The organism is Streptomyces beijiangensis, from assembly GCF_017315755.1.
Lineage (GTDB): Bacteria > Actinomycetota > Actinomycetes > Streptomycetales > Streptomycetaceae > Streptomyces > Streptomyces beijiangensis.
In genome coordinates this window covers 1-17,388 of the sequence record NZ_JAFLRJ010000316.1, presented here as the reverse complement: position 1 = coordinate 17,388, position 17,388 = coordinate 1, and the positions used below count along the sequence as shown (strand labels likewise).

Here is a 17,388-nt window from a genome sequence, read left to right as displayed (position 1 = left end):
CACGCACACTGTTCTGCCCCACCCCAGGTCCCCCCTGTTAATCAGGTCTGCGCGAAGGGAAATGACAATGCGTCACTTCGCGCACACCGTCTTGTCTGCTTCTACTCGCTGAATGTCCTCCGGCGCCTTCGTCGGAGTGGCGATCGGTGTTCCCGCGGACTTGAAGTCCGGGCCGAGCGTGAGTGTCATCGGCGTACGGCCGACAGAGTCCTTGGCGGCGGGCTTGAGCGCCGCGGCGGGCAGTCCCATGAGGTCGGCGAGCTTGCGTGCCTGGTCGGCCTGGTTCGGTCCGTACACCAGGGTCGTCTTCGCCACGTCGGCCGGGGCGTTGCCGTCGTTGCTCGACTTGAGCACGCCCTTGCTGTTCTGCAGCCAGACCAGCACGTTCCCCGCGGAGCCCGCCACGGCACCGCCGTTGAGGATCTTGACCCGTACGTCGGACGCCTTGGCCTGCGTCCCCTTGAGGAGCGCGTCCTGGGCGGACTTGGCGGCGCTCGCCTTCTTCTTGACCTCGGTGAGCGAGATGTCGTCACGGATCATGGAGAAGACCGGTGCGGACTTGGTCGGACTGACGACGACCGTGACGGGCTTCGGTTCCTTCGGGTTGTCGATCACGGGCATGGTCGTGAAGGTGATGTTCTTGGTGTCGACCTTCTTCAGCTCCATGCCGAGGTCCTTGAGCTTGCCGACGCTCTTGATCGCGGAGTCGACGGTCAGGGCCTTGGTCGCGGCGTCCGCGAGACCGTACATCTTGGTCGGGTCGGTCAGTATGTCGTCGGACTTCATCTTGCGGATGAGCGAGCTCAGGAACTGCTGCTGGAGCTCGATCCGGCTGAGGTCGCCGCCGAAGCCCACCGAGTGGCGGGTACGGACGAAAGCGAGAGCCTGCTCGCCCTTCACGTTGTGCGGACCCTTGGGAAGATTGAGGTGCGAGTCCGCGTCGTTGATGTCCTTGGCCAGGCAGATGTCGACCCCGCCGACCGCGGTGGACAGCGTCTTGACCGCGTTGAAGTCGGCCATCATGAAGTGGTCGACCTTGATGCCGGTTATGGCCTGGACGGTACGCATGGTGCAGCCGGGGTCACGGCCGTCCTGGCCGAGGCTCTCGTTGAAGCGGACGTACGTCGTGCCCGGGATGACCTTGGTAGAGCCGTCCGGCTGCTTGGTGGGGCAGTCGGGGATGTCGGTCATCAGGTCGCGCGGGATGGACATCGCGGTCGCGTTCGTACGGTCCTTGGACAGGTGGAAGAGGATGTTGGTGTCGGCGTGGCCGACGCTCCCCGAGTCCCCGTAACCCTTGTTGCCCGAACCGGTCCGCTTGTCCGTGCCGATAACCAGGATGTTGAGGGCCTGGTCCTTCTTCAGGCTGCCGGTGCCCGCGTTTCCGACGTCGACGCTGGAGATATTTCCGGCGAGGTGCTGGTACACGAGATAGACGCCGACGGAACCCGCGACGACGACGAGGGCCATGACCCCGCCGATCCACAGCAGTGCCTTCTTCTTGCCCGACTTCTTCGGCTTGGCCTTGCGGCGGCCCGCACTCGGGGGTGCACCGTCGGGGCCGTTCTTTCCGTTTCCGCCGCGCTGGCGGCTGCGCTGAGGCGGCACGTCGCGGCGGCGCGACGGTTCCGAAGGCCGTGGCGCATCCTCCGATTGCGGTGCGGAGGGGTTCAGTCGCAGTTCGTAATTGCCGGTATTCGGGTCGAACACCCACTGGTCTGCGGGGTCGATGTTCTCCGCCCGCCCACGGCCTTGCGCATCCACGGTTGCCTGAGTCCTCCGTCGGGTGCCACCTGAAGCGCCTCCCCCAGGCGCCTGGCAATCGGTCCAGCAGTGCGCGACCTTGACGGTCGTATGCACCGGATCGCGTCACACTATCTGCCCACTCGCAGATCAGGCGACGGCCGTGAGATATTCCACCCCCCTTACAACCGGGCAATACGCCCAATCCCCTTACCCAGGCGGGTTTCCCTTGGGGGACGCTTTACCCGCACATGCCGACGGCGGCGCTCGTCCCTGTGAAAGTGGGGCCTTGCCCGGGAGTTGGGCCGGCCGGTTTTTCGTCGCCCGAGTAGTCGTCGGCGGAGGTGTTTTCGTCGGTGCTGCCGTCGGTGTTGTCGTCGCCCGACGATGCGTCGGCGGCCGGGGGAGTGGGGCTCACGATGATGGGGATGTCCTCACGCAGCCGCCCGAACAGGTTCTCTGCGTCCGGTTCGAGGAGTTCATCACGGTTCGGGTCGTAGGTGTACGGCTGACGGGGCAATGTCAGGAACTGCACCTTGTCGACGGGGATGTCCCGCATGCGGCGTGTCAGGTCGTACAGATCCTTCAGAGAGTCCAGACCGGGGTCGGTGGTCAGCGACTTGGTGGCCGCGTCCAGGACGGGCAGCAGCCGTGCCGGATTGAGCAGTACGCCGCTGGACTGCACCTTCTTCACCAGGGAGCTGAGGAACTGCTGCTGGCGGCCCATGCGTTCGGTGTCGCTGCCGTTGCCGATGCTGTGCCGTGCCCGTACGAAACCGAGCGCCTGCTCCCCGTGCAGCGTCTGGCGCCCGGCCGGCAGCTTGAGGTGGGCCTCGGTGTCGTCGATCGGGCGGGCCAGGCAGACCTCGACGCCGTCCACGGCGTCGACCATGTCCTTGAAGCCGTTGAAGTCGATGACCATCTGGTGGTCGATGCGGATTCCGGTGAGCTTCTCGACCGTACGGATGGTGCAGGCCGTCCCGCCGAACTCGAACGCCCAGTTGAACTGGGCGAATTGAGGTTCACTGAGCGTGTTATCCGCTTTGTGGCATGCGGGGATCTGCACCATCAGATCGCGCGGGATCGACATGGCCGTCGCCCGCTTCCGGTCCGCCGAGAGATGCAGCAGGATCGTGGTGTCCGAGCGCTGGGTGCCCTCGTCCCTGCCGTACTTGTGGTTGCTGCCCGAGCGCGAGTCCGAGCCGATGAGCAGGATGTTCTGCGCATTGACGACGAGCGGGGTCGGACGCTCCTTCTCGTACGCGCGCAGCTCCTCGGCGGCGCTGAGATCGGTCTTGATGTTGTGGTCGAGCTTGTTGTAGTACCACCAGCCGGCACCGGCCCCCGCGAGCAGGACGAACGAGATCCCGGCCGCCGTCCAGCGCAGCCAGTGACGCTTGCGCCGGGCAGGGGGTGCGGCGGGCGCGGCGGACGTCTCGCCGGCCTCGGCCGTCTCGTCCTCCTGCGGCGTCTCGTCGTCCCCGGGAGTGCCCGCGCTGTCGGTCACGTCTGCGTCCGTCCCTCGCTGAGTCGGCTGTCTCGGCGGCGGAGCTGGCTGCCCCCTGCTTCCGATCATGCAGCGGAGTCGGCGCGGGGGCCCGGGGAGCCCGCCCGCACTGGGCCGTACGGGTGGGGGATGTGTCCGTACGGACCTCGCGGCCGGGGCGTCCTAGGCGGCGGTGTGCGTGACCCGTTCGCTCTCGGTCCGCTTCGCGAGCCCGCCCTCGGCGAGCTCGCCGACATGGCGGCAGAGGACGACGGACGCACCCGCGGCCAGCGGGGCGAAGAGCCCGGCGGAGAGTCCGTCCCAGCTGTCGTACGTACGCCCCGACAGCAGCCGGGACCCGGCGGTGAGGCCGAGTGCTTCGGCGTCCTCGCGGGCCCGTCCGACCAGCGCGGCGGCCGTCAGCTCCACGCCGCCGACGGCGAGCGCGGGCGCGTCCGGGTCCACCGGGGCGTACGGCGCGAAGCGGTCGCCCTGGCTCGGCACCTCGACGGCGTAGTCCGCGAAGCCGGCCGGGGGCTGCGGGAAACGGCCGCCCATCGGGCGCAGCGCCAGCGCGACGCGCTCCCCGCGGCAGGCGGCAGCCCGGTCAAGAGTGTCGGGCCCGCTGACCACGAGGTCCGCCCCGGCCGGGTCGCCGCCGACGTCCGCGATCACGCCCACCGACGCGCAGGCGAGCAGCCAGACGGCGCTCTGCCAGTGCGCGGGGAGCAGCAGCGCGAGCCGGTCGCCGGGTTCGGCGGTGAGGTCGCCCTGGAGGAGATTGGCGGTCTTGGACACCCAATTGGCGAAGGTGGCCACCGAGAGTTCGACGCGCTCGCCGGTGGCGTCGTCGTAGAAGGTGACCAGGGGGCGGGCCGGGTCCGCGGCGAGGGCAGATCGCAGCAGGTCGGCGGGGGTGCGGTCGCTGGCGTTCATGAGCGCCAAGCGTACGCGGCCGGGGAGGAGGGCCGCCGCGGCCGGCGGCAGATCCAGCCGACGGCCCGTCAGTTCACGTCAAGTCCCGTGTAGCCGGATTCGTCTGACTATGTTCATGATCGTACGCATGCGTGCTCTTCTTCCTGCCTCGATCGCCGCCGTGTGCGCCGCCGTCCTCGCCGTCCCGGTCTCCGCCCCCCACTCCGCCTCCGCCTCAGCCGGGACGCAGGTTCCCGACCTCCCCGGCTCCACCCAGTCGCTGCCGCTGAACCCGCTCTCCGCGACGCGGTCCCTCTCCACCGTGCAGGGTCTGCCCGAGCGCGACGCAAAGCCCTTCTCGCTGGTCGGTGTCGTCTGGTCCGATCCGGCCGCCGAACTCCGGGGCACGGTCCAGGTCCGTACCCGCGCCACCGGATCGACTGTCTGGTCCGGCTGGCAGCGCGTCGAGACCCACAACCACGAGCACGCCGCCGACCCCGGCACCGCCGAGCGGGACTCGGGCGCGGTCCGCGGATCCACCGCCCCGCTCTGGGTCGGCGACAGCGACGGCGTCGAGGTGCGCGTCCAGCCGGAGGCGGGTGCGCGGGCCGCGGCTCCGGCCCCGCTGCCCGGCGGCCTGCGCCTCGAACTGGTCGACCCGGGCGACGAGCCGGCGGGCGGCGGCCCGGCAGCCGACGCGGGCGGTACGGCCGGCTCGCGCGCCGGTGATGCGCGCGCCATGTCGCTGACCGCGGAGTCCGCCGCGAGCTCCGCGGTCAACTCCGAACTCGCCCCGCTCGGCGCCACCGTCATCCCGGCCCTGGGCAAGAAGGGCTCCGAGGCGGAGGCGCAGGCGCTCTCGGGAGGCGTCGCGCGTCCTTACGTAGGGCCGCGTCCCCGGATCATCACCCGCAAGGGCTGGGGCGCCGACGAGAAGCTCCGCGAGCGCGACTTCGGCTATACGAAGACGGTGAAGGCGGCCTTCGTCCACCACAGCGCGTCCGGCAACGGCTACACCTGTGCGCAGGCGCCCTCGGTCCTTCGCAGTATTTACCGCTACCACGTCAAGAGCAGCGGATGGCGTGACATCGGCTACAACTTCGCCGTCGACAAGTGCGGAAACATCTACGAAGGCCGGGCAGGGGGCGTGGCCAAGCCTGTCATGGGCGCGCACACTCTCGGATTCAACACCAACAGCATGGGCGTCGCGGTGCTCGGCACCTTCACCGACTCCCCGCCGCCGGCCGCGGCCGTGAACGCCGTCGCACGCCTCACGGCATGGAAACTCGGCCTGTTCGGAGCCAATCCGGCCGGAAAGACGTCTCTCGTCTCCGGGGGCGGAAATCTCTACAAGAAGGGGTCGAAGGTCACGCTGAACGTCATCTCGGGACACCGTGACGGATTCGCCACCGAATGCCCCGGGGGCCGTCTCTACAAGAAGCTCGGCAGTGCACGCCACTCCTCGGCCCGCTACCAGGGCCGCTGAGCGCAAGTACAGCTGTTCGCACTATGCCTACACTGACCGACCGTAATCCGGCCGGTCCCAGCAGGAAGCAGAGACGACACGGTGACTGAAGCGATCCTCCTGGTCGGCGGCAAAGGCACGAGGCTGCGACCGCTCACGGTCAACACCCCCAAGCCTATGGTCCCGGCCGCGGGCGTCCCGTTCCTCACCCACCAGCTGGCGCGGGCCCGTGCGGCCGGCGTCGATCACATCGTCCTCGCCACCTCCTACCTGGCGGAGGTGTTCGAGCCGCACTTCGGCGACGGCTCGTCGCTGGGGCTGCACCTGGAGTACGTCACCGAGGACGAGCCCCTCGGCACGGGCGGCGCGATCCGCAACGTCGCCTCCCGGCTGCGCTCGGGCCCGGACGACCCGGTACTGATCTTCAACGGCGACATCCTGACGGGCCTGGACATCGAGGCCCTGGTGGCCACGCACACCTCCAGCGGGGCGGACGTCTCGCTGCACCTCACCCGGGTCGACGACCCGCGGGCCTTCGGCCTGGTCCCGACGGACGAGACGGGCCGGGTGACGGCCTTCCTGGAGAAGCCCCAGACCCCGGAGGAGATCGTCACCGACCAGATCAACGCGGGCGCGTACGTGTTCCGCCGCTCGGTCATCGACACGATCCCCGCGGGACGCCCGGTCTCCGTCGAACGCGAGACCTTCCCCGACCTGCTCGCCTCGGGCGCCCACCTCCAGGGCATGGTCGACTCCACTTACTGGCTGGACCTGGGCACCCCGCAGGCTTTCGTACGCGGCTCCGCCGACCTCGTCCAGGGCCGCGCCCCGTCCCCGGCCGTCCCCGGACGCTGCGGCGACCGCCTGGTCCTGCCCACGGCCACGGTCGCGCCGGACGCCAAGCTCACCGACGGCACGGTGGTGGGCGAGGGGGCCGTGGTCGCCGAAGGCGCCCGTATCTCCGGCTCCACGATCCTCGACGGCGCGGTGATCGAGGCGGGTGCGGTGATCACGGACTCCCTGGTCGGCGTGGGAGCGCGGATCGGCGCCCGCACGATCCTGTCCGGAGCGGTGATCGGCGACGGCGCCAGGGTCGGCGCGGACAACGAGCTCCGCGACGGCGTCCGCATCTGGTGCGACGCGGTCCTCCCGGACGCATCGGTCCGCTTCTCCTCCGACCAGTAGCCCGGCACCAGTAGCCTCGGTGGGGTGTCCGGACGCTTCCCGGTCGGCAGCCCCACCGACCTCACCCTCATCCTCGGCCCGCTGCGGCGCGGCCCGGGGGACCCGACCTGCCGCATCGCACCCGACGGCGCGGTGTGGCGAGCCTCGCGTACACCCGAGGGCCCGGCCACGCTCCGCGTCGCACCGTCGGGAGCGGAGGCCTGGGGCCCGGGCGCCGACTGGATGCTCGGCCGTCTCCCGGCCCTGCTCGGCGAGTTGGACGACCCCTCCACCTTCGTCGCACACCACCGCATCGTGGCGGAAGCGGCCCGCAGAGCCCCTGGCCTGCGGCTGACCCGCACGGGCCTGGTGATGGAGTCGCTGATCCCCTCCGTCCTCGAACAGAAGGTGACGACGGACGAGGCGTACCGCGCCTGGCGCCTGCTGGTCCGCAAGTACGGCGATGAGGCCCCGGGACCGGCCCCCGCCGGGATGTTCGTGATGCCGACGGCCCGCACCTGGTCCCTGATCCCGTCCTGGGAGTGGCACAAGGCGGGCGTGGACGACAAGCGGGCCGCCACGATCCTGCGAGCGGTACGCGTGGCCCCGCGCCTGGAGCAGGCGGCGTCCATGACCCCGGAATCGGCGGCGGCCCGCCTCCAGCTGATCCCCGGAATCGGCCCCTGGACGGCGGCGGAGGTCCTGCAACGGGCCCTGGGCGCCCCGGACGCGGTCACCACGGGCGACCTGCACCTGCCGAACATCATCGGCTACGCGCTGACGGGAGCGCACAGGACGACGGACGAGGAGATGCTGAAACTCCTGTCCCCGTACGAGGGCCACCGCCACAGAGCAGCCCGCCTGATCCTGCTCACGGGCCGCACGCCCCCGCGCCGCCACCCCAAGATGCCGGTGGCGAACATAGCGATCCTCTGAGAAGCCCAGCCAAATCAAGCCCGTCCGGCGATTGAGGACAAGCGGGGCCCGGGGCGCAGCCCCCCACGCGGCGGAGCCGCATATTGGCACAGCCGGGAAGGGGCGGGGTGGGGGGACAAGCCCCGCGCAGCGGCAACCGCGCCCCACCGTCACCGCACCTCGACGAAGTCCCCCGCATCGCGAACAGCCCGATCCTTCGCCGGAGCGGCCGGATGCCCCACAGCAACAGCCCCCATCGGATCCCACCCCTCCGGCAGCCCAAGCACATCCCGCACAACTTCCCGGCAGAACATGGTCGAGGACACCCACGCCGACCCCAGCCGTTCCCCCGCCAGCGCCACCAGGAAGTTCTGCACGCCCGCCCCCATGGCGACCACGAACATCTCCCGCTCAGCGGCATCCCGCCGAGCATCCCCATACGTATGCGCCCCGTCCATCACCAGGCACGGCACCACCAGATAGGGCGCCCGCCGCAGCACATCCCCCCGCCGCACCCGCTTGGCGATGGACTCTTCGGACTTCTCGTCCCCCCGGAGATCCGCGACCCACGCATCCCGCATCGCATCGAGCAGCCGCCCGCGCGCCTCCTCCGACTCGACCAGCACAAACCGCCAGGGCGTCGTGTGGTGCGGCGCGGGAGCGGTGACGGCCGCAGCCACGGCCCGCCGCACAGCTCCCGGATCCACCGCCTCGGCGGTGAACTCCCGCACGGTCCGCCGCAGCGTCACCGCTTCCCGCACGGCCTCCGAAGTCCCCAGCCGGAACATGTCGTCGGCGGCGACGCGCACCATGTCCCGCGCGCTGCCGCCCCCGTCACCGCCCACCACATGCCCGAGTCCGCGCACCACGGCGACCGGCAGCCCCTCGGCCTTGCCCTTCACCAGGTCACCCGCGGCGGCCAGTTCATCGGCGAGGGCGATCACGGTCGCGCTCAGCGGATTCCCGTACGCGTCCACGCCACCGCGCAGATCGTCGAGCACCCGCACCCCGGCGGCCCCGATGGCCACATCGGTCAGCCCGTTGCGCCAGGGCCTCCCGAAGGTGTCGGTGACAACGACACCCACCTCAACTCCCAGCAGATCCCGAAGCCCGTCCCGGATCCCCCGGGCCGACGCATCCGCGTCCTCGGGCAGCAACAGCACGGTCCCGGCCGGGGTGTTGGAGGCGTCGACGCCCGCCGCCGCCATCACCAGACCCTGCCGGTTCTCCACGATCCGCAGCGTCCCGCGCCGTGCGACGACCCGCACGGTCTCCGCGTCGATCGCGGCCTCGCGGTCGTCGGCGGCGATCACGCGCCCCTCGGCCTTGCTCACGATCTTCGACGTGACGAGCACGACGTCCCCGTCGGCCAGTTCAGGAGCCGCCCCAGCGATGATCTTCGCCAGATCGTCCCCGCCCTGCACTTCGGGCAGCCCGGGAACGGCCCACACCCGGTACGCGGGAGCCCCGGGGGCCGCGCTCACGCCCGTACCTCCTCGGCCAGCCGCAGCGCCTCGCGCGCCATCGTGGCCGTCGTCTCCAGGTCGGTCATCATCAGCGGTACGGCACGGCAGCGGATCCCCGCCGCCTCGACGCCCGCCACAGAGCCCGCGTCCACGGTGTCGACGAGCCATCCGTCGAGCAGCCCGGAGCCGTAGTGCTCGGCGACAGCGGCGGCGGTCGACTCCACACCCACCGCGGCAAGCACCTTGTCGGCCATGCCCCGCACCGGTGCGTCCCCGACGATCGGCGAAAGCCCGACCACCGGCACACCGGCCTCGGCGATGGCCTCGCGGATCCCGGGCACGGCCAGGATCGTGCCGATGCTGACCACCGGATTGGACGGCGGGAACAGGATCACGTCCGCCTCGCCGATGGCCTCCAGGACCCCCGGCGCCGGCTTCGCCCGGTCGGCCCCGACGGGCACGACGGCCTGCGCGTCCACGGAGGCGCGCAGCTTCACCCAGTACTCCTGGAAGTGAATGGCCTTCGTCTCGCCGTCCACCTCGACCGCCACATGTGTCTCGACGCGGTCGTCGGACATGGGGATGAGCCGCACGCCAGGCTGCCACCGCTCGCACAGCGCGGCGGTGACGGCGCTCAGCGGATAGCCGGCGCCGAGCATCTGCGTCCGCACGATGTGCGTCGCGAAGTCCCGGTCGCCGAGCCCGAACCACTCGGGTCCGACGCCGTACGCGGCGAGCTCGCTCTTGACGGTGAAGGACTCGTCGGTCCTTCCCCAGCCCTGTTCCTCGTTGATGCCACCGCCGAGGGTGTACATCACGGTGTCGAGGTCGGGGCAGACCTTCAGCCCGAACAGATGGATGTCGTCACCGGTGTTGCCGATGACGGTGACGTCCGCGTCGGGCGCGGCCTGCTTGAGGCCGCGCAGGAATCGGGCACCACCGATGCCTCCGGCCAGAACCACAATGCGCATGCGGGCAAGTCTGTCAGGCGGGTACGACATCCTGGGCGGCCGGGGCGGAGCAGCGGGCGCCGTGCATGGGCATGTCGGACAGCCCGGGGTAGTAGACGTGCAGGCTGACGGCCGGTTCCAGGGAGGCGTTCACGACCTCGTGGACGTAACCGGGCGCGAAGACGCGCTGCGCCCCGGCGCCCAGTTCACGTGCGGCGCGATCGGTCCGCTCGGTCAACCGGCCGTCCAGGACGGTCAGTACCCCGGACGAGGCCCCGTGGTCGTGCAGACCGCTGCCCTGTCCCGGGATCCAGCTCAGGAGCCAGACCTCGTAACCGGGCCCCGTTCGCAGCCGGTGGTACCAGCGGGAGGTCGCGTCGTACTCGACGAGGTGCTCCCACTGCGTGCGGTCCGCGGCGATGGAACGTGCCAGCCCGGCGAACTCGGCGACGGTGGCCGGGTGCTCGGGGGCAGGCTGCAGAAGGTGCTGTACGGAGAGGATGTCGCCGGCGATCTGGAGGTCGCTGTCATTGCTGTTCATGGTGCGGGGGTTCCTCGGCAGAGTGAGTGCTGGGGTGTCGCAGGGCTGGAGTGACGCGTGTATCGCGGTGTGACTCAACAGCTGGAACAGCAACAGCGCGCCTGGACAGCGCTGCGGAACCCACGGACGTGGGTCGCGGTGCGTGCTGCGGTGGCGTGCTTTGCGAGCATGAGAACAAGGACAGCGGCTCTTCTCACGGCTGTCAACTTGATGCCCGATTTGGGGGTAATGTTTCACCTCATCCGGTTACTCCGCCCGGAGAAAGGTTTGTTCAGACGTCAGAGCGGAGATGTGGCGCTGCAACCCCACTCGCAAACGTCGTTGCGCACTCGTGATCCGACTGTGATCCCGATCGCTTCGACGGGCGGAGCGCAACAAGATCAATCCCTGTCGCGTCCTTCCCCGTTGAAGGAGCGTGCGGGGATGGGCCAGTGGCAAGTGTCAGCCTTTTTGGTGATTTGAACACTTTCCGCATAGCCTTGGTTCCGCAGAGTGAAATAGGGGCCCAATAGCAGATCTCGGCTTGACTGGCCCGGATCCACACACTTGTAATTTCACTCGTGTCGTTCAGCCGAAATCGGTAACGACCGCATCACGGGGAAGCAAAGACGGACGAGGGGCGCACATGACCGAGGTGTTCCACCAACTGCTGGTCGACGACGCGGAAGAAGAACTCGGCTGGCAGGAGCGCGCATTGTGCGCCCAGACCGACCCCGAGTCGTTCTTTCCCGAGAAGGGCGGCTCCACTCGTGAGGCCAAGAAGGTCTGCCTGGCCTGCGAAGTCCGCTCAGAGTGCCTGGAGTACGCCCTCTCCAAAGACGAACGCTTCGGCATCTGGGGCGGTCTCTCGGAGCGCGAGCGCCGCCGCCTCAAGAAGGCCGCTGTCTAGGCAGTCGCCCGGGCAAACCGCCCAACCCCGTACGCAACGAACGGTCCGCCGCCTGCACCTTGCCCGCAGGCGGCGGACCGTCCTTGTTCCCACCCGTTACTGTGGGGCGCTGTCCGTGATGCACCAACGCCCCCACGGGGCGCGTGCGTCCACCGCATCCGCACAGCAGCCTTCCGGGGGGTCGCCCTCCGGACCCCGGCCGGAGGGGCCCGTACCTCGATGTCCGTGCACAGCCAGTCGTCGGCCCCTTATGAGGCCGCCGCGACCACAGCGTTCGCTCCCGCCCACCCGCCGGAGTTTCCCCGGCACGTAGTCACCGCCGTGCTCGTCTCCCACGACGGCGCGCGCTGGCTCCCCGACGCGCTCGCCGGTCTGCTCGGGCAGGACCGGCCCGTACAGAACGTGGTCGCCGCAGACACCGGCAGTGCGGACGAATCCGCCGCCCTGGTCACCGAAGCGCTCGGCGCCGAGCGGGTGTTGCACCTCGCCCGCCGCACCGGCTTCGGCACCGCCGTCGAAGAGGCATCCCGTACGGCAGGAATCCTCACCCCCGAGGAACTGCCGTACCTGAAGCGCCCCAGCGGCTGGGACCCGGTCAGCAGGAGCTGGCGCGACGACGCCTACGACCTGCCCGAACTGCCGCACGGCGAGCCCGTGCAGTGGCTCTGGCTGCTGCACGACGACTGCGCGCCCGAGCCCGACGCACTGGCCGAGCTGCTGCGGGTCGCCGACTCCGATCCGTACGCCGCGATCGTCGGACCCAAACTGCGCGGCTGGTACGACCGTAAGCAGCTCCTCGAAGTCGGCGTCTCCATCGCCAACAGCGGGCGCCGCTGGACCGGACTCGACCGCCGTGAGCAGGACCAGGGCCAGCACGACCAGGTGCGCTCCGTCCTGTCGGTGTCGACGGCCGGGATGCTCGTCCGGCGCGATGTGTGGGAGGAGCTCGGCGGCTTCGACCGCAGGCTGCCCCTCATGCGCGACGACGTCGACCTCTGCTGGCGTGCGCACGCCGCCGGGCACAAGGTCCTCGTCGCGCCCAACGCCGTACTGCGCCATGCCGAGGCCTCGGCGCGCGAGCGCCGCCCCATCGACTGCGTGGGACGCTCCGTCGCCAGCCCGCACCGGGTCGACAAGGCGGGCGCCGTCTACACGCTGCTCGCCAACGCACGCGTCAAGGCACTTCCGTACGTGGCACTGCGCCTCGTCGTCGGGACGCTGCTGCGGACCCTCGCATATCTGGTCGGCAAGGTGCCGGGACAGGCCGTCGACGAGGTCGCCGGGCTCTTCGGGACGCTGCTGCGGCCCGGAAGGCTGCTCGGCGCACGGCGCCGGAGGGGTGCGAGCGCGGTCGAGGCGAGTGAGCTGCGGCCACTGTTCCCGCCGTCCGGCGCCACCGTCCGCGCCACCGTGGAACAGATCTCCAGCCACTTCGGCGGGGCCTCCGAGCCCGAGGCCGGCGGCTCACGCCACGGTGTGGCCGAGTCGGGGCCCGGCGGGGACGACGCTGAGTACCTGGAGATCGAGCAGTTCGCACGGCTGAAGCGGATCGCCCGCAAACCCGGCCCCGTGCTCTTCGCCGTACTCCTGCTGGTCTCCCTCGTGGCCTGCCGCGGGCTGCTCGGCGGCGGTGCGCTCGCCGGCGGGGCACTGCTGCCCGCACCGGGCGACGTCTCCGACCTCTGGAGCCGTTACGCCGGCGCCTGGCACCCGCTCGGGTCCGGCGGCACACAGACCGCGCCGCCTTACCTCGGCGTGATCGCCGCATTCTCGACGCTGCTGCTCGGCCACACCGGCCTCGCGCTCACCGTGCTCCTGGTCTGCTCGGTGCCGCTGGCCGGACTCACCGCGTACTTCGCCTCCCGTCCGCTCACCGAGTCGCGGATGCTGCGGGCCTGGGGGAGCGTCGCGTACGCCTTCCTGCCCGCCGCCACCGGCGCACTCGCGACCGGGCGGCTCGGGACGGCGGTCCTGGCCATCCTGCTGCCGCTGATCGCGCGCTGCGCGGTCTCCGCGGCCGGGCTGCGCGGTGCGCGCGGCAGCTGGCGCGCCACCTGGGCGTACGCCTTCCTGCTGACCCTCGCGATGGCCTTCACGCCCGTCGTCTGGCCGCTTGCCGCGGTGCTCGGCGTGGGCGTCCTGGTGCTGCACCGCGACGAGATCACCGCGTACGGACTGCGCTTCCTCGCGGTCGTCGGCACCCCGCTCCTTGTCCTCGCGCCCTGGTCGCTGACGCTGCTGACCCACCCGTCCCGGCTCTTCGAGGAGGCCGGGCTCGCCTACGGCAGCGGCACGGCAGCCGCGCTCGACCTGCTGGGGATCAGCCCCGGCGGCCCGAAGACCGTCGGCGGCCTGGTGCTGGCCGGTGTGGTGCTCGCGGCACTGGCCGCACTCCTGCGCGGAGAGCGGCAGTTCGCGGTCCGCGTCGCCTGGGTCGGGGCGCTGGTCGGACTGGTCTTCGCCGTACTGATGAACCGCTCGGGCTGGGCCGGTCCCGCGACGCTCGTGTACGGCGTCGCGCTCCTGGCCGCCGCCGTGATCGGCGCGGAGGGCGCGCGCGAGCGGGTCGCCTCGCAGAGCTTCGGCTGGCGCCAGCCGGTCGCGGGGCTGATCGCCGTCGCCGCCGTCCTGGGACCGCTGGTCGCCGCCTTCGGGTGGATGGCGGGCGGCGCCACGGGTCCGCTGAACCGGCGCGACCCCACGCAGGTGCCCGCATTCGTCGCCGAGGAGAGCGGTACGCGCGACCAGGCGCGGACGCTGGTCCTCGGCGGGAACTCCGCCGCGAAGGTCTCGTACACGCTGGTACGCGGCTCGGGCGGCCGACTCGGTGACGCCGAGCTCGCCGAGGCCGCAGGCAGCAGCCCCCGGCTCGACAAGATCGTCGCCAACCTGGTGGCAGGCTCCGGCGCCGACCAGTCGAGCCAGCTGAGCGGCTACGCGATCCGCTATCTCCTCGTACGGGACGGGTCGCCCAGGGAGATGGGCCGGGTGCTCGACGCGACGCCCGGCCTGAGCCGCCTGAGCCAGCTGGACGGCAGCGCGCTGTGGAGGGTCGACCGCCAGGTCGCCAGGGCCACGATCGTCTCCGGCACCGCGGAGCCCGTCTCGGTGGCCTCCGGGCCCGTCGATGCGCACACCACCGTTCCCGCGGGACCGGCGGGACGCACCCTGCGCATCGCCGACACCGCGGCACCCGGCTGGAGCGCCACGCTCGACGGGAGCCCGCTGACGAAGACGACCGTCGACGGCTGGGCGCAGGGCTTCGAGCTGCCTGCCGGGGGCGGGAAGCTCGACCTGACCTACGACGCCCCGATCACCCACACCGCATGGATCTGGATCCAGGGCGGGCTCGCCCTGGTGCTGCTGGTGCTCGCGCTGCCGGGCCGGCGCAGGGACGTCGACGACGACCTCCCCGAGGAGGACATCGTGGTGCCCGCGCAGCCGGTGGCCGGCGAGGGCCGCAGGGCGCGCAGGCTGCGGGCGGCCCAGACGGCGGAGGGCGGCGATGAACTGCCCGCCGACGAGGAGGGCCAGGTGCCGGCCGCGGAGGGCGACTTCGCGCCGCAGTACGGGAGCGAGGTGCCGCAGCAGCAGGCGTACGGGGAATGGGAGCAGCAGCAACAGCAGCCGACGTACGCGACGGCCGACTACGCCGCCCCCTACCCGGAAGGGCAGCAGGGCTACGGCGGGGAGCAGTACCAGCAGTACCCGGGCCAGTACGGCACCGAGGGCTACGACCCGTACCAGCCACAGCAGTACGCGCCCCAGCAGGACGGCCAGTACGACCCGTACGGCTACGGACAGCCCCAGCAACAGCCCCAGCAGCCGGAACAGCAGCAGCACCAACAGCCCCAGCAGCAGCCGCCGTATCCCGACGACGAGCCCCACCAGCAGCGCCCCGACGGGAGCCACCAGTGAACCGCAGCACCCTCTCCCTCGCCGCGGCTGTCGCCGCCCTCGCCGCGGTCACCGGCCTCGCCGCCCTCGCCGCTCCCGGCGGCAGTACGGCGGCCGAGGCCAAGGCCCCGGCGCGGCTGCCCGTGGAGCGCACCAGCCTGCTCTGCCCGGCGCCCAGCCAGTCCGACCTCGCCGAGACGACGTACACGTCGTTCACCCCGGCGAGCACGGGCGGCGGCACCGCGTCGGGCAAGGCCCAACTGCTGCCCTCCGCCACGGCGAAGAAGAAGACGGACAAGCCCGTCGTCTCGCTCACCCAGACCGGCAAGCCCGCCACCGGCACCGCGTCGGGCGGCGCCGCCCCGGCCCTCATCGGCTCCGCCGACGGCGCGCTGGCCCCCGGCTGGACCGCCCAGCAGACCACCGCGGTCACCGTCGGCGGCGCACGCGGACTCCTCGGCACCGACTGCACCGCCCCCGACACGGACTTCTGGTTCCCCGGCACGAGCACGGAGGCCGACCGCCAGGACTACGTCCACCTCACCAACCCGGACGACAGCGCGGCCGTCGCGGACATCGAGCTGTACGGGAAGGACGGCCGCATCGCCTCCGACGTGGGCGAGGGAATCACCATTCCCGCCCACGGCAGCGTGCCCGTCCTGCTTTCCACGCTGATCCCGGCCAAGACCCCCGGCCTCACCGTCCATGTCTCCACCCGCTCGGGCCGCGTCGGCGCCGTCGTGCAGTCCATGGACGACAAGCTCGGCAGCGACTGGCTGCCCGCCTCGGCGGCCGCCGCCCGCAAGCAGGTGCTCCCCGGCATCCCCGCCGATGCGACGGACGTCCAGCTGGTGGCGTACGCGCCCGGCAGCGACGACGCCGACCTGAAGATCCAACTGGCGGGTGCGGACGGCACGATCATCCCGGCCGGTTTTGAGACCCTGCACGTCAAGGCCGGTATGACCGCCGCGGTCGACCTCAAGAACGTCAACCGGGGAGTGGCCGGATCGCTCGTGCTCTCCCCGTCGGGCGACGGCAGTTCCGCCCCGGTGGTGGCCGCGCTCAAGGTCGTACGGGGCAAGGGCACCAAGCAGGAGGTGGCGTTCATCCCGGCGGCAGAACCGGTGGGGGAGCGGGCCACGGCGGCGGACAACCGCGCCAAGGGCTCGACGCTCTCGCTCCTCGCGCCGGAGGGCGCCGCCAAGGTGAAGGTCACGGCCTCCGCGGGCAGCGGCGGCGGTACGCCGGTGGTCAAGACGTACACGATCAAGGCCGGCACGACCCTCGCGGTGACGCCGGAGGCCCCTTCGGGGCTCAAGGGCGCGTACGCACTGACGGTCGAGCCGGAGCCGGGCAGCGGGCCGGTCTACGCGTCGCGCACGCTCGAAGTCCCGCAGGGCGGCGTGCCGATGTTCACGGTGCAGACGCTCTCCGACGACCGGGGGACCGTCGCGGTGCCCGTGGCCGACGAGGACCTCTCGCTCCTGAACGACTGAGCCGGAACCGGCCCGTCCGTCCTGTCTACTCCTGCCCGTCCTGCCCGTACCGCGGATCGACTGATTCCGGTGCCAGGCCGAGGAGTTCGGCGACCTGCTCGACCACGACCTCGTGGACGAGCAGCGCGCGCTCGTCGCGGTTCTTGGTACGGATCTCGACCGGGCGCCGGTAGACCACGATCCGCGCGGATCGGTCCTTGGCGGCGGCGACCGCGCTGCCCAGCGGCACGGATTCGGCGTCGTGCCACTCGTCCGGGTCGTCAGGGGTGCTCGGACGGGGCACGTCGAGCACCACGAAGTCCACCTCGGCCAGCTGCGGCCAGCGCCGCTCCAGACGCTCCACGGAGTCCTGTACGAGATCCCGGAAGGTCTCCGCACGGGTGGCGGAGAGCGGGACCTGCGGTGGGGCCACCGGCCCGCGCATACCCCGTCCGTGTCGGTCGCGGCGGCGGGGCGGCCGC

13 protein-coding genes are annotated in these 17,388 nt (G+C 71.2%); 6 read left to right on the top strand and 7 right to left on the bottom strand.

Going from position 1 to position 17,388, the window contains the following annotated elements; translation table 11 throughout:
• Positions 1 to 72 precede the first annotated feature (72 nt).
• From J0695_RS28490 to J0695_RS28480, 3 genes are all read right to left on the bottom strand, one after another.
• Complete coding sequence (locus J0695_RS28490; RefSeq protein ID WP_206966745.1) at positions 73 to 1,764, bottom strand: LCP family protein; 1,692 nt, start codon at positions 1,762 to 1,764, stop codon at positions 73 to 75.
• A gap of 220 nt (positions 1,765 to 1,984) precedes the next feature.
• Entirely contained in the window at positions 1,985 to 3,319 is a 1,335-nt protein-coding gene (locus J0695_RS28485; RefSeq protein ID WP_206966743.1) for an LCP family protein, read from the bottom strand.
• Positions 3,320 to 3,412: 93 nt separating this feature from the next.
• Positions 3,413 to 4,165, bottom strand: a complete 753-nt coding sequence (locus tag J0695_RS28480) for a TIGR03089 family protein (RefSeq protein WP_206966741.1) — start codon at positions 4,163 to 4,165, stop codon at positions 3,413 to 3,415.
• A 127-nt stretch (positions 4,166 to 4,292) separates the two neighbouring features.
• Here J0695_RS28480 and J0695_RS28475 point away from each other — a divergent pair, with 127 nt between their 5' ends.
• From J0695_RS28475 to J0695_RS28465, 3 genes are all read left to right on the top strand, one after another.
• Complete coding sequence (locus tag J0695_RS28475; RefSeq protein WP_242553305.1) at positions 4,293 to 5,630, top strand: peptidoglycan recognition protein family protein; 1,338 nt, start codon at positions 4,293 to 4,295, stop codon at positions 5,628 to 5,630.
• A gap of 81 nt (positions 5,631 to 5,711) precedes the next feature.
• Positions 5,712 to 6,794, top strand: coding sequence for a mannose-1-phosphate guanylyltransferase (gene manB, locus J0695_RS28470; protein WP_206966736.1), 1,083 nt, complete (start codon positions 5,712 to 5,714; stop codon positions 6,792 to 6,794).
• A gap of 24 nt (positions 6,795 to 6,818) precedes the next feature.
• Positions 6,819 to 7,709, top strand: coding sequence for a DNA-3-methyladenine glycosylase family protein (locus tag J0695_RS28465; protein WP_307798792.1), 891 nt, complete (start codon positions 6,819 to 6,821; stop codon positions 7,707 to 7,709).
• Positions 7,710 to 7,858: 149 nt separating this feature from the next.
• Here J0695_RS28465 and J0695_RS28460 read toward each other — a convergent pair whose 3' ends face one another.
• Genes J0695_RS28460 through J0695_RS28450 form a run of 3 tightly spaced genes read right to left on the bottom strand, consistent with a single transcriptional unit; the run spans position 7,859 to position 10,645 of the window.
• Positions 7,859 to 9,172, bottom strand: a complete 1,314-nt coding sequence (locus J0695_RS28460) for a coenzyme F420-0:L-glutamate ligase (RefSeq protein ID WP_206966734.1) — start codon at positions 9,170 to 9,172, stop codon at positions 7,859 to 7,861.
• On the bottom strand, positions 9,169 to 10,125 hold the full coding sequence (gene cofD, locus J0695_RS28455; protein WP_206966731.1) for a 2-phospho-L-lactate transferase: 957 nt from the start codon (positions 10,123 to 10,125) through the stop codon (positions 9,169 to 9,171). The genes J0695_RS28460 and cofD overlap by 4 nt, the downstream gene beginning before the upstream one ends.
• A 13-nt stretch (positions 10,126 to 10,138) precedes the next feature.
• Complete coding sequence (locus tag J0695_RS28450) at positions 10,139 to 10,645, bottom strand: cysteine dioxygenase (RefSeq protein ID WP_206966729.1); 507 nt, start codon at positions 10,643 to 10,645, stop codon at positions 10,139 to 10,141.
• Between the two features lie 625 nt (positions 10,646 to 11,270).
• Here J0695_RS28450 and J0695_RS28445 point away from each other — a divergent pair.
• The 3 genes from J0695_RS28445 (at position 11,271) to J0695_RS28435 (ending at position 16,927) form a co-directional block, all read left to right on the top strand.
• Positions 11,271 to 11,534, top strand: a complete 264-nt coding sequence (locus tag J0695_RS28445) for a WhiB family transcriptional regulator (RefSeq protein ID WP_206966728.1) — start codon at positions 11,271 to 11,273, stop codon at positions 11,532 to 11,534.
• Between the two features lie 219 nt (positions 11,535 to 11,753).
• Positions 11,754 to 15,452: a glycosyltransferase gene (locus J0695_RS28440; RefSeq protein ID WP_206966726.1), complete on the top strand. Its 3,699-nt coding sequence runs from the start codon at positions 11,754 to 11,756 to the stop codon at positions 15,450 to 15,452.
• Complete coding sequence (locus J0695_RS28435; RefSeq protein ID WP_206966723.1) at positions 15,449 to 16,927, top strand: DUF5719 family protein; 1,479 nt, start codon at positions 15,449 to 15,451, stop codon at positions 16,925 to 16,927. The genes J0695_RS28440 and J0695_RS28435 overlap by 4 nt, the downstream gene beginning before the upstream one ends.
• Before the next feature lie 25 nt (positions 16,928 to 16,952).
• Here the strand turns inward: J0695_RS28435 and J0695_RS28430 are convergent.
• Positions 16,953 to 17,388: metallopeptidase family protein (locus J0695_RS28430; protein ID WP_206966721.1), on the bottom strand; the 436-nt coding region annotated here is incomplete at its 5' end.

Bases quoted from the DNA above. Each gene is read 5' to 3' on its own strand.
- J0695_RS28450 (WP_206966729.1), bottom strand. From the start codon at position 10,645: ATGAACAGCAATGACAGCGACCTCCAGATCGCCGGCGACATCCTCTCC.
- J0695_RS28440 (WP_206966726.1), top strand. From the start codon at position 11,754: ATGTCCGTGCACAGCCAGTCGTCGGCCCCTTATGAGGCCGCCGCGACC.
- J0695_RS28480 (WP_206966741.1), bottom strand. From the start codon at position 4,165: ATGAACGCCAGCGACCGCACCCCCGCCGACCTGCTGCGATCTGCCCTC.
- J0695_RS28475 (WP_242553305.1), top strand. From the start codon at position 4,293: ATGCGTGCTCTTCTTCCTGCCTCGATCGCCGCCGTGTGCGCCGCCGTC.
- J0695_RS28485 (WP_206966743.1), bottom strand. From the start codon at position 3,319: ATGATCGGAAGCAGGGGGCAGCCAGCTCCGCCGCCGAGACAGCCGACT.
- cofD (WP_206966731.1), bottom strand. From the start codon at position 10,125: ATGCGCATTGTGGTTCTGGCCGGAGGCATCGGTGGTGCCCGATTCCTG.
- J0695_RS28445 (WP_206966728.1), top strand. From the start codon at position 11,271: ATGACCGAGGTGTTCCACCAACTGCTGGTCGACGACGCGGAAGAAGAA.